Origin of the sequence: Henriciella marina DSM 19595, assembly GCF_000376805.1 — a bacterium.
In the GTDB taxonomy this organism is placed as follows: domain Bacteria; phylum Pseudomonadota; class Alphaproteobacteria; order Caulobacterales; family Hyphomonadaceae; genus Henriciella; species Henriciella marina.
Genome location: NZ_AQXT01000002.1, coordinates 2,906,639 through 2,924,148 on the forward strand (window position 1 = coordinate 2,906,639; position 17,510 = coordinate 2,924,148).

Consider the following 17,510-nt stretch of genomic DNA (forward strand, 5'->3'; position numbering starts at 1 on the left):
TCCACGCCCATCCCGGCGTTGAAAGCAGAGTGCCAAGCGTACATATGCTGGGGCCAGACGACGGAAATCATCATGAAGACAATACTCCCAGCCCTCATCGCCCTCATGTCCCTTGCGGCGTGTTCAACCACGCAGAGCGCATCGGACGTCAATGATCCTTTGGAGGGCCTCAACCGCAACGTCTATGCGTTCAATGAGACCGTCGACAAGGCGGCCATCGAACCAGTTGCCCGCGGCTACAAGGCCGTAGTGCCTGAGCCAGCGCGCGACGGGGTCCACAATGTGCTGACCAATCTGCGCCAGCCGATCATCTTTACCAATTCAGTTCTGCAGGGAAATGCCAACTCGTCCGCAGAGACGCTTGGGCGCTTCCTGATCAATTCGACCGTCGGTGTTGTCGGCCTCTTTGATGTTGCCAGCACGGTTGGCCTTGAAGAGCATGACGAGGATTTCGGGCAGACCATGGGCGTCTGGGGTGTTGGACCTGGGCCGTTTCTTGTGCTGCCGCTGCTCGGCCCGAGCAATGTGCGCGACACGGTCGGCGTTGCGGTTGACCGGGTATTCGACCCGCTCACCTGGACTGAATTCGAGGGCGATCCCGACCTAGATGACGATATTGCCGTAACCCGCACCATACTCGGCGTGGTCGACACGCGGTCCCGCCTGATCGAGGTCATCGAAACACTGCGCGAACAGCCAGAGCCTTATGTCGCGCTTCGCCGGAATTATTCATCGCAACGCCAGGCTGCCATCAGAAATGGGCAGACTGAGGCGGATCCGTACAAAGATTTGCCTGATTTCGATGTTTATGATGACGCTGACGACCAGGGGACGGACGTCGAAGACCAGCAGGACTAGACCTATGAAAAGCGTTAGATACATACTTGCTGCGGCGGCGGCCGTTGCAGCCTGTGCACCGGTTTTGGCCGATGCGCGCACCGAAGCCTTCGTGCAAGAAAACGCCAATGACGTTCTCAAGGCGCTGAACGATCCTTCGCTGAGCCGCGATGCGCGCACAGAGCTTTTCAGCGATTACATGGAAGAGTTCGCGGACTTCAGGGCGATCAGCCGCTTTGTCATTGGCAAGTATGCCAACCGTTTCACCGCCGAGGAGCTTGAGCGGTTCCAGGAGACGTTCGAGGAATATGCTCTCGCCGTTTACGAGAACGAGCTTGATGACTATCGCGGCGAGCAGGTCATTGTCGAAGGCTCTACCGACCGGACGCCCCGGGACTCCATCGTCGATACGCGTATCCCGCGGGCTGATGGAGAGGAAATGAGCGTTCGCTGGCGTGTACTTCGCCGTAATGACAGCTATCAGGTCGTCGATGTGGCACTCAATGCCAATGGCAATCTGATCTGGCTGGCTATCGAGCAGCAGGCGCAATTCCTGTCGCTGCTGGACCGCACGAACGGGTCGGCGGATGCCCTGATCCGCAAGATCGAGCAGATGACACGGGAAGTGACCGCCGGACGCCGCTAGCAAGAAGCGGCCCGAATTCCGGTATTTCAGTAAAGCAAAGAAAAGGCCCCGGCATCGCTGTCGGGGCCTTTCTTGTTTTTAGGCCTTAGCCGAAGGCTTTCAGCTTATTACTGCTGGTCGCCATATGTGTCGGTGGCGTCATCGTCCATGTCCATATCATCGTCCATGTCCATGTTGCCCATGTCGTCTTCGCGGTCATATTTGAAGACGGGCAGCATTTCGAGCTCGGTAGCCGATCCGCCGAATGCGATCTCTTCATCGTCGCCTTCGACCATCACGTTTGCAAACTCGAGCTGGCGATCGTCGCCCATCATGGTCGGGCTGCCAAGGATCGCATAAAGCGCATCGCCGTCTGCAGAGACAATGATGTCATTGATACGTGCCGACTCGTCGGTGTTCATGAACTCGCCCGTTGTGCCGATAAGCTCAGATGCGAGGCTATAGTCGTTCAGGCCGTCCTGATCATACTCAGCGACATTCTGGATCGCTTCTTCAGTCATCGAGATCGTGAAGCGCGGCTCGTCCTCTGCGGCCATGACGAGATCAAGCTCACCATAAGGCAGGGCACCCTTGGTGCCGACGAGGTCGACGAAATCGCCGCTGCGGAAAACAACCATCTCGATCTGACCATCGCTATTCATCAGCAGGTCGTCGACGGTGGCGATCTTCTCGCCATCGGCGCCGATTACTTCTGCGCCAACGATCTCACCGGCGCTGATCTGGCCGGATGTGAGGTACACGGTTTCAGTTTCGACCATGTCCATGTCATCTGTTTCATCAGACATGTCGGTTTCCACGACTTCGGTTTCCTGGCCGTAGGTGGCGTCGTCCATGGTGGCGTCATTGTCGTTCGAGCAGGCTGCGGCCCCAAACATGAGAGCAGATGCTGCGGCGGTTATCATGAGTTTTTTCATGAATTGGATCTCCTTGTGAATTCCTGCTGTCAGAACGAATGCGTGGGTTCGCTTGTTCCACAGGCTGGCGCGCCATAGCGAAGAAAGTCGCAGGGTATTCGGTGCGCAACGTCTTGTGGGCACTGGGTTTAGCCGTCATGTTGCGGCTCGATTATTAGGAGCAGATATCATGAAAACGCGCGCCGCCGTCGCCTTCGAGGCCAAGAAACCGCTTGAAATCATTGAAGTCGACCTGGACGGCCCAAAGGATGGCGAGGTCCTGATCGAGATCATGGCGACGGGTATCTGCCATACCGATGCCTATACGCTGGACGGGCTCGATAGTGAGGGCCTGTTCCCGAGCATTCTCGGCCATGAGGGGGCAGGCATCGTGCGCGAGGTGGGTAAAGGCGTGACGAGCCTCAAGCCCGGCGACCATGTCATCCCGCTCTACACACCCGAATGCCGCCAGTGCAAAATGTGTCTGTCTGGCAAGACGAACCTCTGCAGCGCGATCCGCGCGACGCAGGGCAAGGGCGTGATGCCGGATGGCACCAGCCGCTTTTCCTATAAGGGAGAGACCATCTATCATTATATGGGCTGCTCGACCTTCTCCAATTTTACGGTCCTGCCAGAGATCGCGGTCGCCAAGATCCGCGATGACGCGCCGTTCGAGACCACCTGCTATGTCGGCTGCGGTGTGACGACAGGCGTCGGCGCGGTGGTGAACACGGCCAAGGTCCAGGTCGGCGACAATGTGGTCGTCTTTGGTCTCGGCGGCATTGGCCTCAACGTCATCCAGGGCGCGAAGATGGCTGGCGCAGACCGGATCGTCGGCGTCGATATCAATAACAGCAAGAAGGAATGGGGCGAGAAGTTCGGCATGACCGACTTCGTGAACCCGAAAGAGACAAAGGATGTCGTTGCGCATCTTGTCGAGATGCTGGATGGCGGCGCGGACTATTCATTCGACTGCACCGGCAATGTCGATGTGATGCGGCAAGCGCTGGAATGCTGCCACAAGGGCTGGGGCACGTCGGTCATCATCGGCGTCGCTGAAGCGGGCAAGGAAATCTCGACCCGGCCGTTCCAGCTGGTCACGGGCCGTAACTGGCGCGGCACGGCATTTGGCGGGGCCAAGGGGCGCACCGATGTGCCGAAGATCGTCGAATGGTATATGAACGGCAAGATCCAGATCGACCCCATGATCACGCACACTTTCAAGCTGGATGATATCAACAAAGCGTTCGAGCTGATGCACTCCGGCGAAAGCATTCGCAGCGTGGTTGTCTACTAGGCATTCAGGCCCGAAGAGTTTTTGAGGAAGGAAACGAGAACTATGTACAGCCACATGATGGTCGGATCGAATGATCTGGACAAAGCCAAGACTTTCTATGACGCGACCTTTGAGGCGATCGGCGGCAAGCCGGGCGTGATGGATCCCAAGGGGCGTCTTGTCTATCTGCACAATGGCGCGGTCTTCCTCGTCACGCCGCCGATTGACGGTGAGCCTGCGACGCATGGCAATGGCATGACGATCGGCTTTGCCATGAAGTCCACCGATGAGGCCGATGCCTGGCACAAGGCGGGCGCAGCGGCTGGCGGCAAGGAAATCGAGGACCCGCCAGGCTGGCGCGAAGGCGGCGGGCAGAAGCTTTACCTCGCCTATCTGCGCGACCCGGATGGCAACAAGCTCTGCGCGCTCTGCCGCTGACAGGTTCCGATTTAACCGAGCATTGAATGTCGCCGTCTCACCTAACGGGTGGGGCGGCGCGATATGCTGGCTATGACGCCCCGTGGAAACCCTCGCCGCTTCGCCGCAATGAGGTGTTGATCCCGGTGATGCCTGCCGAGCCACAAGACTGACCCGTTAGGCCAGCACCACCTGACAGTTCTCGCGTTTCAGGCGGGCAGGCAGGTGGAAGGCTTTCAGCGCGTCGCCGCCAATGCGGGCGAGCAGCTCATCTGCGCGCGCGCGGGTCTGCTCATCCATCGCCTCATAAACATCGAGCGCGGCCTGTAGCCGCCAGAGCGGGAAGCTGCGGGCCTTTGCAGGGCCGCGATGTCCCTCAATGTCGATGATGAGGTCGCCAAGGGCGCGGGGAACAGGGGTGCCGGGCTCTGCATTGGCAGCCCAGTCCTCGAAGAGTTTAGCTGTGTCGTCGATGGCTGGCCATTGCACGCGCATCTGTCGGGCGAGGATCGGCTCCAGGCTTTGCGGTATGGCGTCATCTGCCAGGAGCGCGCCGGCGCCCTTGCCGCCGCCCGCCTGCATCCGCTCAACCCAGTCTGCAACCTTGGGGGCAAGCCGCTTCATCAGCTCGCCGGAGGCTGGGTCGCGGTAGAGATGGGCGTAAAGCGGACCGTAAAAGGCAAAATCGCCCAAGGTCGGCCGCCCACCTAGAAGGTAGGGGTGGGTGTCGAGGTGGGCCGAGAGCTCGCGCAGGAAGGCTTCGTAGCTTTTCTCGATGCCGGGAATGGTGGTGTCGCTGACGCCCAGCACGGGAAGCGCCCCTTTGAAGCGGGCGCCATTCTTCTTGCCGAGGTCGTATTGCTCGTCTCTTGAGAGGTCTGGCGCAGAGAGCGCGCCAAATTCGCCATAGGCCCAGTCTTCATTGTAGTTCCAGCGGTAGTGCATCGCCGGGATGACGAGCCACTCGTCGCCGTAAAGGTGAAGCAGTTCACTGACAAAGTGCTGCAATGGCGAAGTGGGCCAGGCGGGCGGGTCCTTCTGCTCGATCCGCTCTACCGCTGCCATGATATCGGCGGTATCCTGCACGACCGTGCCGTCCGGCAGTGTGGCCACAGGAATGACCGGCCAGCCGACGTTTGGCAGGATGAGCTCCTTGTAGACGGCCTGGGTTGCAGGTTTTTCCTGATAGTCGACGCCGCGCCAGTCCATATAGGAGCGGGCTTTCCCGGTAAAATAGCTGACCTCGGCGCCGTACAATGTGTAGCTCGTCATATGATTTCCGAATTCCTGTGCCTATCGTGAACCTAAGGGACTGATTGGAAGGCGATATCATGTCGGAGTTCAAGCATTTCTCGCTTGTTGCAGGTGGGGACATAATGGAGGGACATGCTGTTCCGAACGGCCGGATCGGACCGTCGGTTCTCTCTCTCAAGGTCTGGGCAGCATCCGTTGAAGAAGCTGTCGACGTTGTTATCGCCATTGGCAATGAGGTCGGTTTCAAGATCGAAGAGAATGTCGAGGTCTTCCGCTCGAAGGCGACGCAGATCGCTGGTGATGAGGCTTTTGCCTATGATGTGAAGATTGTCCCGTGCGAGGAAGACGACCGCGCGCTGGCTGTCGCCGAACAGGCAGAGCGCATCCGGAACGAATAGGATAAGCGGAACCTCAGGTCTCGCATTACCGTTTCCTTGAAAGACGCGCCGGCTTTTACCTGTGCGCGCCGTCCAGAATGGAAGGAAACGAACATGAAGACATTCACCACAATCAGTTCGGCGTTTGCTGCACTCGCGATTGCGGGTTGCGCGGCAACGCCGCCACCCGCCGCCGGCCCTGCCGGACCCGGCTATTATGGCGACGACCCGTACAGGGATGCCCCAGAGCGTCCGCGCGCTGACCGCCCCTATGGTGACCCGCGCTATGACGACCGCTATGGCAACGAGCGGTACGATACATATGACGCGCGCTATCACGGGGAGCGCTACTATGATGACCGCGCCCGGCGCTATTATTACGTTGACCCGCGCACGCGCGCGACAATCTGGGTCAATGGCGAGCTGCGCAGTCGCTAGGCCCAAGGTCTCGCCAGCCTCGTGGTGGCGGCGCTTGAGCATCATTGTGCGGTGCTGCCACAACGACGTTTCCTGAAGCCCTATGTAGTGGCGGTGGGCTTGTCGCCCACATGTGTTACATGTGGCAGCATAGGCAAACGAGGAAAGGTAGAGATTTGGACACAGTATCAGACTGGGTAAGTTTTGGCGGAGATCTCAGCGTTCATGAGCATGAAAGCGAGACGCTTGGCTGTAACATGCGGTTTGCCGTGTTTGAGCCGCCGCAGTCGAGCGATGAGCCTGTTCCGGTTCTCTGGTATCTTTCCGGACTGACATGCAACTGGTCCAACGTCATGGAAAAGGGCGGCCTGCAGCGCAAGGCGTCAGAGCTTGGTGTGATGATCGTGGCGCCAGACACAAGCCCGCGCGGCGACGATGTGGCCGATGATGAGGCTTATGATCTGGGGCAGGGCGCTGGCTTCTATCTGACGGCGACGCAAGAGCCATGGGCCAAGCATTACAAGATGGACCAGTATATCATGGAGGAGCTGCCTTCCGTGATCCGGTCCAACTTTGCCGCTGACATGCGCCGGCAGTCAATTTTTGGCCATTCCATGGGCGGACATGGCGCACTGGTGCTTGCGCTGCGCAATCCCGGTCATTTCCGCAGCGTGTCGGCCTTTTCGCCCATCGTGGCACCAAGCCAGGTGCCCTGGGGAGAGAAAGCGTTCTCTGCCTATCTCGGCGACGATAAGGACGCCTGGGAAGAGTGGGATGCGTGCGAGCTGGTCAGGAAGACGCAGCTCGAAACGACGATCCTTATCGATCAGGGCGAGGATGACCAGTTCCTGGAAGAGCAGCTGAAGCCGCGCCTCTTCGAAGAGGCATGCCGTGAGGCTGGACAGTCTCTGGCGATCCGCATGCGGCCGGGATACGACCATTCCTATTATTTCATCTCGACCTTCATGGATGATCACATCATGCATCACGCAAAGGCGCTTTACGGCTAAGCGACTTTCGAAAGCGCAGACAAGAAAGCCCGCCTGGATGCATCCAGACGGGCTTTTTAGTGTGAGAGATGCGGGGCCTTACTCGCTCATCGGACTTGCCTTGATCTCTGCGCGGGTCGCAGGGCGCGAGAGGAACCAGCCGACGATGATCGGGATCAAAATGCCTGGCAGACCTTCATAGACGCCGCCCTGCCAGCCAAGGCCGTAGCGCCAGAAAAGGGCAATGGCGATGCCGCCCAGCATGAGGCCGATCGCGACAGGTTCGGTCAGGCGGCGGTTCAGACAATACAGGGTCAGCAGGGGGGCAAAGGCCACGGCCAGCGTCGACCACGACAGGATCACGAGCGTGAAGACGCTCTGATTGTCGAGAAGCGCGATCCCGAGCGCGGCAAGCGTCACGACAGCGGTGGCTGCCTTCAGCATCAGCGGATGTTCGAGGCGTTCGGGCGTCAAATCATGCGTGATGGCGGCCGAGCAGGAGAGGACTACGGAGTCCGCGGTCGACATGGTCGCGGCGAAGATGCCGGCAAGGATCAACCCGACCATGACATCGGGGAGCAGGTCCTCAGCCATGCGGGGCAGGGCAAGCTCAACATCGATGTCGCCTGCTTCCGGCATGTAAAATCTCGCCATCAGAGAGAGCCCTGCCGCGAGCAGGTAGAAGACAACGAAAAAGCCATAGTACCAGGCACGGGTGCGCTGCATGTTCTTTTCGTCATCGAGCGCCATGAAGCGCACCATGATGTGCGGCTGTCCGACAACGGAGAAGCCAGCGAAAAGCCAGCCAAGCACGAAGAAAACGATGCCCAGAACGCCGGTCATCAGGATCTCGTTGTTCTCAGGAAAAAGGTTCAGATACGTTCCGTTATCCATGGTGCTCAGCTGGCCCAGCATGCCGTCAAATCCGCCTGCCCCTGAAAGGCCGACGAAGAAGAGAGCAAAGAGGGCGACAAGCATGGAAATGGACTGCACCGCATCGGTCCAGATGGAGGCACGAATGCCGCCAGCAATGGAATAGGCGAGAATGATCACGGCAGAGCCGATCGCGCCGATGCGCCAGTCAAAGCCTTCAAACACGCCGTCCAGCGCCTTGGCGCCAGCCGTGATCTGGGCGGCGCCGTAAACCACAAGCAGGATCACCATGATAACCGCGGCCATCCGGCGCCAGACCGAGAAATCCTCTCCGTGCCAGTTGGAAAGGACTGAGGCGAACGAGGCTTGTTTGGTGACGCCGGTCGCCTTGCGCAGCTGTCTGTGGATGAAGAGCGAGCCGAGATAGTCCCCGACAATCCAGCCAAACATCAGCCAGACGGCCGATAGACCGGTTGCATAACCATAGCCGATGACGCCGATGAAGAGATAACCGGAATTGTTCGTTGCAACGGCAGAAAGCCCGGCAAGCCATGGCGAGACTGATTGGCCGGCCATGTAGTAATCATTTCTCTCCCCGGTGGATTTTCTGGCAGAGGCAAGCCCTACGCCCAGGAAGATGATCAGGATAACTACAAAGCTCGCAATAATCATTCGTCGTTCTCGTTTGAGGCCATCCAGGCTAGAAACAGGTCGAACTGCTCATTTTCTTCCTCGCCGCGTGGGTCTAGGTCCGACAGGGCGAGGCTGGTTGCCTGGGTGGCATTGAAGGGTTCCTTGTCGATCTCTTCGACAGGGTCGGCATTCACTGTACGTGTGAACATGAGCGCGGCAAGTAGAGCAAGGGCACCCGACGCATAGAAAAAGAGGCCTGGCCCACCGAGAGGCGTCATGACGAGGCCTGCCACGGCGGGTCCGGCGATGGACCCGATCCCCCACAAAACGATGATACCAGCCATCATTGGCGTTGTCTGACTGGCTTCGGCCCGGTCTGCGGCATGTGCGACAGCGATCGCGTAGAATGACAGCGCGCCCAGGCCATAGCCAAATCCCAGCATGAAGATCAGAATTTGCGGCACCAGACCCGCTGCGAGGCCAAGTCCAAGCGCGCAGACAGCCCCGATCAGACCGGTGGCTGCTATGACCAGGCGTCTGTCGATACGGTCAGAAATCATGCCTGCTGGCCAGAGACCAACGATGGCGCCTGCCAGGATTGCGGCGTTGAAGTTGGCTGCGAAAGAAGCGGCCTGATCAGGGGCGATGGTCTGGGCATAGACGGGGTAAAGCTGGGCGACCGAATTGTTCACGGCACCAGCGCAGAAGGCTGCAATCGCGGCGGCGGGGGCCAGCCGGAACATCCTGCGGGGGCCGAACGGCTTGCCGGTGCTCAACTCTGGCTGGCTCTGCCGCGTGGCGGTTATCGGCATTATCGTGAGGGCGAAGAGCACGGCGACGATAAGAAAGCCGCCCGCGCCACCCGCGCCGGCCATGATCAGGAATGGGCCACCGACAGCGCCTAGCTTTGAGACAACGTGATAGAAACTGAGGATTGAACCGCGGCGGTCTGCTGGCGCAGCGTCTGCGACCCAGCTTTCACCAGCCGTGAAGAGCGCCGACGTGCAGATGCCGATGACGCCCTGGACAAGCGCCCAGCCCATAAGACTAACGCCCAGTGTGAAGCTGAGCGATGCAATAATGGCGATGGCGGCAAAGAAGGCGAAAGATCGGATATGCCCTATCCGTGAAATCTGCGCTGGCGATAGCAAGGCTCCTGTGAGGAAGCCGCCCGCGAAGAATGCCGCAACCAGACCAAGGCCAGCATTCGACGCACCGGCATTTGCCAGGCTCAGCGCGATCGTCACGGACAGGGCAGCCGATGCGCCCTGAAGCATAGTCAGAGCACTCGTGACAGCCAGAACGTTGCGGTACGACCCCAGACGTTCTTTCCATCCAGTTTCTTGCCGGGTGACGGACCCCGAACTTGCCATCAGGCGGCGGTTCTGATTTCCGAGGAATCACCATCGCGGGTGGCGGAATCCTCTTCCACCAGAGCCCGGTGAAGGACGCGGACGGTCTCGTCGTAATCCTCTTCGGCGACGATTGTCTGAAGATCCGTGCTCCGGGTCAGTTTCTGGAGGCCGAGCATGTTGATGCCAGCCTCAAACAGCGCTGTCGTCGCCTTTGCAGTCATGCCGGGCACGTCAAGATTGGCACCGATCACCGAAACGATGGCCACCTTGCGGATCGTCACCTCGGCGTTTTCGTACATGGCTTCAAGGTCTGCTGCTGCCCGTTTCAGCGACTGACGCGTGCAGTCGACATAGTGGGTGATCGTATTGGCGTTGGAGCACTTCGACACGATCCAGATATTATGGCGTGTCAGGGCTTTCAGCGCCTCAGCGTCATAACCTTTCACGCCGACCATATCCTGTTCGAACAGCTCAAAAGCGTAGATGTTCTTGATCCCTGTGACGATCTCGGCGCGGCCGATTTCAGGGTGGAAGTCATCGGTGATGATCGTCCCGGCGTCAGACGGGTCGAATGTGTTCTTGACCCGAAGCGGCACGCCGGCCTGGCGAAGGCCCTTGGCGGCTTTCGGATGAACCGCTTCCATGCCCATATTCGAGAGCTGGTCGGCAACATCGTAATTGGTCTTGCCGATCTTCAGCACCTTGTCGTTACCGACCAGTTTCGGATCGGCACTGGAAAGGTGGAATTCCTTATGAATGATCGCTTCGGCAGCGCCGGTAAGCGCGCCAATCCGCGAGAAGGTCACTTCGGTGTAGCCACGGTCATAAAGCTTCACCATGCCTTCGGTGCAACTTGCATAACCGGTACAGATCGCCAGTTCCTTGGAGAAATCAATGTTGCGGAATGAGGTTTCAATGCGCTCATCCAGCGTCATCTTTTCTTCGTCGCGCCACCCGGTGAGATCAACGAAGACCGAGTTGATATCATGCTGGCGAAGCAGGAGCGTCGTATTGTGCGCCGAATGGGCTTCGCCGAGGGCGGCCAGCATTTCGCGAACCGTCAGGAGATGTTCGTCAAGGCGGAACTGGCCGTAGGAACAAAGACGGTGAAGGTCGATCAGGCAGTTGCGGACGCCTTCGACGCGTTCAAGAACGAAATTGTCTGCAACCTTGCAATCTGGATGGTCGCCGAAGACTTCCTCATTCTTTTCGCGCATGGCCGCCGACAGCTCAGTCAGTGCCTCGCTCCACTGCCACTTGTTTTCGGCGCTTGCGAAAAGGCTGTAGACGCCCGGCTTGCCGGTTTTCTTGTGTTCCAGAAGAAGGTTGGTCATGCCCGCATAGGCGGACACGACGAAAATACGGTTGTACAGATCAGCGCCCTCGCGCCCATTTATCAGGACATTGTCCAGGATGACCGGCGTGTTGGCGATTGATGTGCCGCCGATTTTTTCAACAGTGTGGGTCATGGCTTAAAGCCCCCTAGGATTTGGTCTGGTTGAAGCCGCAGCCTGCCTGTTCGTGCCAGGGGCAGGCTGCGGGAGACAGGGTATTCAGGCGTCGTTGATGTCCTCAAGGTCTTCGGCGGCTGCATAGGACCCATCCGGCAGGTGGACTTCCTTGCCGGTCACAGGCGGATTGAAGCAGCAGGCCATGTGCAGTTCTTCCTCGGCACGCAGCGTATGCTTGTCGTGCAGGTTCAGCGCATACATGACGCCAGGCCTGATCTCATGGGTCTCGCCGGTGCCGTGATCCGTGATCGAGCCCTTGCCCTTCATGCAGTACACACTCTCGAAGTGGTTCTTGTAGTGAAAGATGTGCTCTGAGCCAGCTTCCAGGATCGTGATATGGAAGCTGAAACCCATTTTCTCATCGGCCAGGAGCATCCGGTAGGATGTCCATTTGGCGTCAGAGACGGCACGGTCTGTGCCTTTGAGGTCGTTCAGGTCGCGTACAATCATGCTAGCTTACTCCGCTGCGACTTTGGTACTGTCGGATGCTTCGCGCGCGGACTCGAGCAGAATGTCGAGGCCCTTGCGAAGGGTGGCTTCCGGCACGGTGAGGGCAACGAGCACCTTCACCACTTCATCGTCTCCGCCGGAGGTCTCGATGATGAGGCCTTTTTGGAATGCGCGGGCGCAGATGTCGGAGGCGAGATCGCCGCTTTCGACGTCAATACCCTGCATCATCCCGCGGCCCTTGAGCCGTGCGTCAGGAAGAATGTCGATAATCTTCTGGAGGCCTTCGGTGAGGATTTCCGACTTGGCCCGGACGTCCTTCTGGAAAGAGTCGTCCTTCCAGAACTTGTCGAGGGCAACCTTGCCGGTCACGAAAGCATGATTGTTGCCACGGAACGTGCCGTTGTGCTCGGCCGGCTTCCAGATGTCGTGCTCTTTCTTGATCAGTACGCAGGCGAAAGGCAGGCCCATGCCGGACAGCGATTTGGCCTGGGTGATGATGTCCGGCTTGATGCCGGCAATCTCGAAGCCGAAATAGTCGCCCGAACGGCCGCAGCCCGACTGAATATCGTCGATGATGAGCAGCGCGCCATGCTTCTTCGCAAGATCTGCAATTCCTTTCATCCACTCCTTTGACGCGGCATTCAGTCCGCCTTCGCCCTGGATCGGTTCGAAGATGAAGGCCGCCGGGGCATCGACGCCGGAGGATGGATTGTCGAGCATGGTCTCGATCTGTTTCAGCGTGTCGATGTCGTCGCCGAACGCGCCGGCATAGGGCATGTGGGTCGTGCCGGTCAGGCCAACGCTACCCGTGCCCGAACCGCCGCGCTTGCCGGCATTGCCGGTCAGCGCCAAAGCGCCCATGGTCATGCCGTGAAAGCCGTTGGTGAAGGCAATCACATTGGTGCGGCCGGTAACCTTGCGGGCCAGCTTGACGGCGGCCTCGACGGCATTCGTGCCGGTCGGGCCAGTCATCATGATCTTGTAGTCGCCCATGCCGCGCGGCTCGAGAATGTTCTCCTCGAACGCTTTCAGCCATTCGGCTTTTGCGTCTGTATACATGTCGAGACCGTGGGCGATGCCATCACGTTCGATATGCGCGATAAGAGCGGCCTTCATGTCCGGATCGTTGTGACCGTAATTGAGGGTCGAACAACCGGCGAGAAAGTCGATATAGGTTTCGCCATCGGCGTCGGTCATTTCCGAGCCTTTGGCGCTCACGAAAAGCGCGTCGAAGTTGCGGCAATAGCTGCGCACGATCGACTCGCGCCTTTCAAAGATGTCTTCCTGAGTGTCTGTGAACGGCATGCGTTCTGCTCCTGTCATTGGTCTGGTTTTGGGCGTCTCTAAACGCGAGAAGTGTCGGCTCAGCTATTGGCCGGCCGGCCAAAAGGCCCGATTGTCACGAGAATCTCGCTGTCGTGACGGCCTTTGAAATGTGTGTCCTTGTCGAAGAACTTGGTGTCTCTCAATGGCGCTTCAAGCCAGCGCGCGAGGCTTTTGAAGAGGCCCCATGATGCCTCATTATCTGGTGTTATAGTGGTCTTCAGATAACGCACATCCTTGCAGGACGGGCGGGAGAAGATGTCGGCGACAAGGCGCTTTGGAATGCGTTTGCCACGCGCCTTTTCGCCAATGGCCACCTGCCAGAGAAAAAAGACATCCGGCTCGCCGGGTGGAATATGCCCGCTGACCCAACCGATCACCTCGCCATCCTCACGCGCGAGCGCGCACGTCTCAGCAAAGTGGGTCGTCTGGATCAGGTTCATGTAAAGCGAGTTGGTATCAAGCGGAGGACATGCAGCGATGAGGTCGTGAACGGCTGCGCCGTCCTCGCTTTTCGGTGCCTCGATTGTGACGGCGTCTGTGATCATGTCTTCAAGCCTGCTTCAATTATACAATGGCCAAAGCGCCGCCGAGTTCCCGGTCGAGCGCTTGCCTGGTAAATATTGTTTGACTATCTATATAAGTATGGCGCAAACGGGGTCAACCCGTGCACGCCGAAGAACTGGATTGAGAGACATCGTTCCTCAAAAGCCGGAATAAAGACAAAAATAGCCCTAAGAACTGTTTGATACAAAAATATTTTTTAACCAAAGGATCATTGATAATATGGCGCAACTCTCGGAAGGTTTTGATTCCCTGCGCCTGTCAGCGGCGCATGCAGATATGTGGAGCGAGGACATGCAGGATCAGGCGGAAGTTGCACTTGTCGCATTGCGGCGTGTCCTCAAAGCTACGGCCAGCAACGTGAAGTCGGTTGCCCAGAAGACCGGCCTGACCGCATCGCAACTGCTCGTGCTTCAGGTGCTGCGGACGCAAGGCGATACGCTGACCGGAGACTTGGCGCGCGCCGTTGACCTCAAGCAGGCGACAATTTCGATCCTGATCGACAAGTTGCAGGAAAACGGTCTTGTTGATCGCAAGCGTGGCGAGACCGACCGTCGCCGCGTCTGGGTTCGTCTCACCGACAAGGGCCTCGCCGCGCTTGAGGGCGCGCCCGATCTTCTGCAGGACAGGTTTCGCACGCGATTTGGCAAACTTGCAGATTGGGAACAGGCGAGCATTACCGCCTCGCTTTTGCGTGTCGTTTCGCTGCTGGATGCAGAAAAGATAGAGGCATCGCCCATCCTTGACGTTGCCGATGTGAACGATCCGCCCGTCGGCAAGAAAGCGTGATCGCCGTCGCGGCCACCAATTCAGGCTTTTTAAGCCACCTCTTCCTGTTTTCCTTTTGCAAGCCGGGGCCGCTGGCCTAGTGTTATGACTGTTCGTTCCAAAGGTTGATGGGAGAGACGAAATGAAATTTCGCATGAGCGCACTGGCGCTGGTTCTGGCTACGGGTCTTGGCGCTTGCGGCGGCGCGGATGAACCGGCTGATATCGAAGCCGATACGCCGCCTGCAGAGATGTCCACGCCGGATGAAGCTGACGCCGAAGCGGATACCGAGGCCCCTGTGGAGGCAGAGACCGCATCTGGCCCGGCAGAGGAGAGCGCGCAGCTTGCAAGCCTGCCCGCGCCATATGCCAGCGCCGATTACGCGACAGGCAAGCGCCTCTTCATGCAGTGCTCGTCCTGCCACTCGCTGGCTGAAGGCGGCCCGACGCTGCTAGGCCCGAACCTTTACGGCATGTTCGACCGTCAGGTCGGCGGCCTCGATAATTTCGACTATTCGCAGGCGCTGCAGGAAGCCGATTTTGAATGGACGCCGGAGCAGCTCGACCAGTGGCTTGCCAGCCCGCGTAATTTCCTGCCCGGCAACCGTATGAGCTTTGCGGGCGTGCCGCGCGAAGACAACCGCGTTGCGGTCATCGCCTATATCATGAGCGAAACCGGCTACACGCCGGAGAGCTAGGCCTCAGACTGAATATGCGCCGGGCTGGTCACCAGAAAGTCGACCAGCTCGCCGCGTTTTCGGGCATCGGCATTCGGCAGGCGGCGCAGTAGACCTGCGCTATTCACAAACGGCTTTATGAGCGAGCTATCCTGATCGGGTGCCGGGTCGGCCATGAGTTGGCCGCCCACGCCGAAAGACAGGAAGGCGCGCATGTAGTGCTCACGCGGGCCGTTCGCGGTGAGGTCACAAGCCAGGGTGGCCTGTACGAACTGATGCGGCGTGCCGGTGATCAGCGGTTTCAGAAACAGTTGCGCGCAAACCAGCGCCGAGGCCGGATTTCCAGGTAGGCCCAGGACGCGCGTCTGCTGGCGCGTTGAAAACCATGTCGGCTTGCCAGGGCGCACGGCGATTTTCTCAAAGACAGGATCGAAGCCAGCCGCCGCGAAAGCGGGGCGCATCAAATCATGATCGCCAACAGACGCGCCGCCGACAGGCAGGAAAATGTCGATGTCATTTGCTGCCGCGATGCGCTCGGCGATGGCGTCCAGCGTGTCCTCTGCAATCCCGAGATCGACCGGTTCGCCGCCCCATTCGCGGATGAGCGCGGCCAGCGCCACCGGGTTGGAATTGACGATTTCTCCGCGGCCGAGCTCACTGCCCGGAGGCTTCAGCTCATTGCCATTTGCAAGGATGCCGATGCGCAAGCGCCGGGTAACTTCAACGGTGCCGATATTCCCGGCTGCGAGCAGTCCAAGCTCTGCCGCACCGAGAAAAACGCCTTCGCGAAGCAGAACGTCTCCCTGATCGAAATCGCGGCCCGCCTTGCGGATGAACTGCGACGCGTCATAGCTTTCAGCGCAGACAATCGTGTCGCCGTCGCGTGTCGCATCTTCCTGAATGACAATGTGGTCGGCGCCAGCTGGAATCTCACCGCCGGTGAAGATGCGGACGGCCTCGCCGGATGTGATGCTTTCAGTAAACGGTGTGCCTGCCGGGGATGCACCAACGACGCTCAGGCGCGCGCCTTTCTGGCGGACATCTTCCAGTCTGACCGCGTACCCATCCATCGCGGAGAGATCAGCGGGCGGGCGGCTGACCCCCGCGGTGATCGTCTCCGCCAGTTGTCGGCCATGGGCGGTTTCGAGCTCAATCGTTTCCGTGCTTTGGGGCAGGGCATGGCGCTGTAGCGCGGCCATCGCTTCATCGACGCTGATCAGGCCGCTCATGAGCCTGCCTTGCGATAGTCGCCCGACTTGCCGCCGGTCTTTTCCAGCAATTCTATGCCCTCAATCGTCATGGATTTATCGATCGCCTTCAGCATGTCGTAGAGCGTCAGGCAGGCGGCTGAAACCGCCGTCAGCGCTTCCATTTCGACGCCGGTACGCCCGCTTGTCTTCACCCGGGCCGTAACGCGCAGGCCGGTGCCCGCATCATTTGGTTCGATCTCCACCTTTACCGACGAAAGCGGCAGCGGATGGCAGAGCGGGATGAGGTCTGACGTCCTCTTGGCGGCCATGATGCCGGCCAGCTCAGCGATGGAGATGGGGTCGCCCTTCTTGGTGTCGCGTCCGGTCGCCGCCTTCAGAGTCTCGGCGTCCATCCGCACCCGGCCATGGGCGACCGCGACACGCTCGGTGACGTCCTTGGCGCCGACATCGACCATGCGAGCGCGGCCATCGGGGCCGATATGGGTGAGATCGCTCAATGGCCCGGCTCCATATGCTCCATGAGGCGGGGCATCAGCTCCACGAGGTTGCAGGGCTTGTGGCGGCTATCGAGCTGCAGCGAGATGACCTTGTCCCAGCCATCTTTCACGGCTCCGTTAGAGCCAGGCAGGCAGAAAATGAAGGTGCCGCTGGCGAGGCCTGCAACCGCGCGAGACTGGAGGGTCGAGAGGCCGACGCTCTGAAAACTGACCTGATGAAAGATGACCGAGAAGCCGTCGATTACCTTGTCGAACAGCGGCGTGATCGCTTCGGGGGTAATATCGCGGCCGGTGAGGCCCGTGCCACCTGATGTGATCACGACATCGACGTCCGGATCGGCAATCCAGGCGGAGACCTGCGCCCGGATGGCGGCCTTGTCGTCCGGCACGATCTTGCGGTCAGCAACGATGTGTCCCGCCGCTTCGATCCGCTTCACCAGCGTGAAGCCGGACGTGTCCGTGTCCAGTGTGCGCGTATCGCTCATCACCAGAACGGCGATGCGGACGGCGTGAAATTCGAGGCTTTCATTGATGCCGTGCATG

The 17,510-nt window shown here is 59.2% G+C and carries 20 protein-coding genes; 9 read left to right on the top strand and 11 right to left on the bottom strand.

What is annotated here, in order from left to right; translation table 11 throughout:
- Positions 1-72: 72 nt before the first annotated feature.
- Both F550_RS18010 and F550_RS0114510 read left to right on the top strand, forming a co-directional pair.
- The gene (locus F550_RS18010; RefSeq protein WP_040500560.1) at positions 73-858 is read left to right on the top strand and encodes an MlaA family lipoprotein; all 786 of its coding nucleotides are present in this window, start codon (positions 73-75) and stop codon (positions 856-858) included.
- Between the two features lie 4 nt (positions 859-862).
- Positions 863-1,483 (top strand): MlaC/ttg2D family ABC transporter substrate-binding protein, encoded by a 621-nt coding sequence (locus tag F550_RS0114510; RefSeq protein WP_018149301.1) that lies wholly within the window; start codon positions 863-865, stop codon positions 1,481-1,483.
- Between the two features lie 107 nt (positions 1,484-1,590).
- On the opposite strand, the gene F550_RS0114515 is transcribed toward F550_RS0114510, so the two are convergent.
- Positions 1,591-2,397: a PRC-barrel domain-containing protein gene (locus F550_RS0114515; protein ID WP_018149302.1), complete on the bottom strand. Its 807-nt coding sequence runs from the start codon at positions 2,395-2,397 to the stop codon at positions 1,591-1,593.
- 169 nt (positions 2,398-2,566) lie between these two features.
- Between F550_RS0114515 and F550_RS0114520 the strand changes: the two genes are divergently transcribed.
- Together F550_RS0114520 and F550_RS0114525 are read left to right on the top strand one after the other, a co-directional pair.
- Positions 2,567-3,673, top strand: coding sequence for an S-(hydroxymethyl)glutathione dehydrogenase/class III alcohol dehydrogenase (locus tag F550_RS0114520; protein ID WP_018149303.1), 1,107 nt, complete (start codon positions 2,567-2,569; stop codon positions 3,671-3,673).
- 42 nt (positions 3,674-3,715) lie between these two features.
- Complete coding sequence (locus F550_RS0114525) at positions 3,716-4,090, top strand: VOC family protein (protein ID WP_018149304.1); 375 nt, start codon at positions 3,716-3,718, stop codon at positions 4,088-4,090.
- Between the two features lie 156 nt (positions 4,091-4,246).
- Here the strand turns inward: F550_RS0114525 and F550_RS0114530 are convergent, their stop codons facing one another.
- Positions 4,247-5,341 (bottom strand): glutathione S-transferase C-terminal domain-containing protein, encoded by a 1,095-nt coding sequence (locus F550_RS0114530; RefSeq protein ID WP_018149305.1) that lies wholly within the window; start codon positions 5,339-5,341, stop codon positions 4,247-4,249.
- 59 nt (positions 5,342-5,400) lie between these two features.
- Between F550_RS0114530 and F550_RS0114535 the strand changes: the two genes are divergently transcribed.
- The 3 genes from F550_RS0114535 to fghA all read left to right on the top strand — a co-directional run bounded on the left by F550_RS0114535 (position 5,401) and on the right by fghA (position 7,127).
- Positions 5,401-5,721, top strand: coding sequence for a hypothetical protein (locus tag F550_RS0114535; RefSeq protein ID WP_156807954.1), 321 nt, complete (start codon positions 5,401-5,403; stop codon positions 5,719-5,721).
- A gap of 93 nt (positions 5,722-5,814) precedes the next feature.
- Positions 5,815-6,138, top strand: coding sequence for a hypothetical protein (locus F550_RS0114540; RefSeq protein WP_018149307.1), 324 nt, complete (start codon positions 5,815-5,817; stop codon positions 6,136-6,138).
- 155 nt (positions 6,139-6,293) lie between these two features.
- On the top strand, positions 6,294-7,127 hold the full coding sequence (gene fghA / locus F550_RS0114545) for an S-formylglutathione hydrolase (RefSeq protein ID WP_018149308.1): 834 nt from the start codon (positions 6,294-6,296) through the stop codon (positions 7,125-7,127).
- 78 nt (positions 7,128-7,205) lie between these two features.
- On the opposite strand, the gene F550_RS0114550 is transcribed toward fghA, so the two are convergent.
- The 6 genes from F550_RS0114550 to ectA form a co-directional block, all read right to left on the bottom strand.
- Positions 7,206-8,651 carry a sodium/proline symporter gene (locus tag F550_RS0114550; protein WP_018149309.1) on the bottom strand — a complete coding sequence of 482 codons (1,446 nt, stop codon included), beginning with the start codon at positions 8,649-8,651 and terminating at the stop codon, positions 7,206-7,208.
- Positions 8,648-9,889, bottom strand: a complete 1,242-nt coding sequence (locus F550_RS0114555; protein ID WP_018149310.1) for an MFS transporter — start codon at positions 9,887-9,889, stop codon at positions 8,648-8,650. The genes F550_RS0114550 and F550_RS0114555 overlap by 4 nt, the downstream gene beginning before the upstream one ends.
- A gap of 95 nt (positions 9,890-9,984) precedes the next feature.
- Complete coding sequence (locus tag F550_RS0114560) at positions 9,985-11,436, bottom strand: aspartate kinase (RefSeq protein ID WP_018149311.1); 1,452 nt, start codon at positions 11,434-11,436, stop codon at positions 9,985-9,987.
- A gap of 84 nt (positions 11,437-11,520) precedes the next feature.
- Positions 11,521-11,928 carry an ectoine synthase gene (locus F550_RS0114565; protein ID WP_018149312.1) on the bottom strand — a complete coding sequence of 136 codons (408 nt, stop codon included), beginning with the start codon at positions 11,926-11,928 and terminating at the stop codon, positions 11,521-11,523.
- 6 nt (positions 11,929-11,934) lie between these two features.
- Positions 11,935-13,233: a diaminobutyrate--2-oxoglutarate transaminase gene (gene ectB / locus F550_RS0114570; protein WP_018149313.1), complete on the bottom strand. Its 1,299-nt coding sequence runs from the start codon at positions 13,231-13,233 to the stop codon at positions 11,935-11,937.
- 59 nt (positions 13,234-13,292) lie between these two features.
- Entirely contained in the window at positions 13,293-13,799 is a 507-nt protein-coding gene (ectA, locus tag F550_RS0114575; protein WP_018149314.1) for a diaminobutyrate acetyltransferase, read from the bottom strand.
- A 238-nt stretch (positions 13,800-14,037) separates the two neighbouring features.
- On the opposite strand from ectA, the gene F550_RS0114580 reads away from it, so the two are divergent.
- The gene (locus tag F550_RS0114580; protein ID WP_018149315.1) at positions 14,038-14,604 is read left to right on the top strand and encodes a MarR family winged helix-turn-helix transcriptional regulator; all 567 of its coding nucleotides are present in this window, start codon (positions 14,038-14,040) and stop codon (positions 14,602-14,604) included.
- Between the two features lie 121 nt (positions 14,605-14,725).
- On the top strand, positions 14,726-15,280 hold the full coding sequence (locus F550_RS0114585) for a c-type cytochrome (protein WP_026180805.1): 555 nt from the start codon (positions 14,726-14,728) through the stop codon (positions 15,278-15,280).
- Here the strand turns inward: F550_RS0114585 and F550_RS0114590 are convergent.
- The 3 genes from F550_RS0114590 to moaB are packed head-to-tail and all read right to left on the bottom strand — an operon-like array spanning position 15,277 to position 17,509.
- On the bottom strand, positions 15,277-16,488 hold the full coding sequence (locus F550_RS0114590) for a molybdopterin molybdotransferase MoeA (RefSeq protein WP_018149317.1): 1,212 nt from the start codon (positions 16,486-16,488) through the stop codon (positions 15,277-15,279). The genes F550_RS0114585 and F550_RS0114590 overlap by 4 nt on opposite strands.
- Positions 16,485-16,967, bottom strand: a complete 483-nt coding sequence (moaC, locus tag F550_RS0114595) for a cyclic pyranopterin monophosphate synthase MoaC (RefSeq protein ID WP_018149318.1) — start codon at positions 16,965-16,967, stop codon at positions 16,485-16,487. Before moaC ends, F550_RS0114590 begins: the two co-directional genes overlap by 4 nt.
- A complete protein-coding gene (gene moaB, locus F550_RS0114600) occupies positions 16,964-17,509 on the bottom strand; it encodes a molybdenum cofactor biosynthesis protein B (RefSeq protein WP_018149319.1) in 546 nt (181 codons plus the stop codon). Before moaB ends, moaC begins: the two co-directional genes overlap by 4 nt.
- Position 17,510 lies beyond the last annotated feature (1 nt).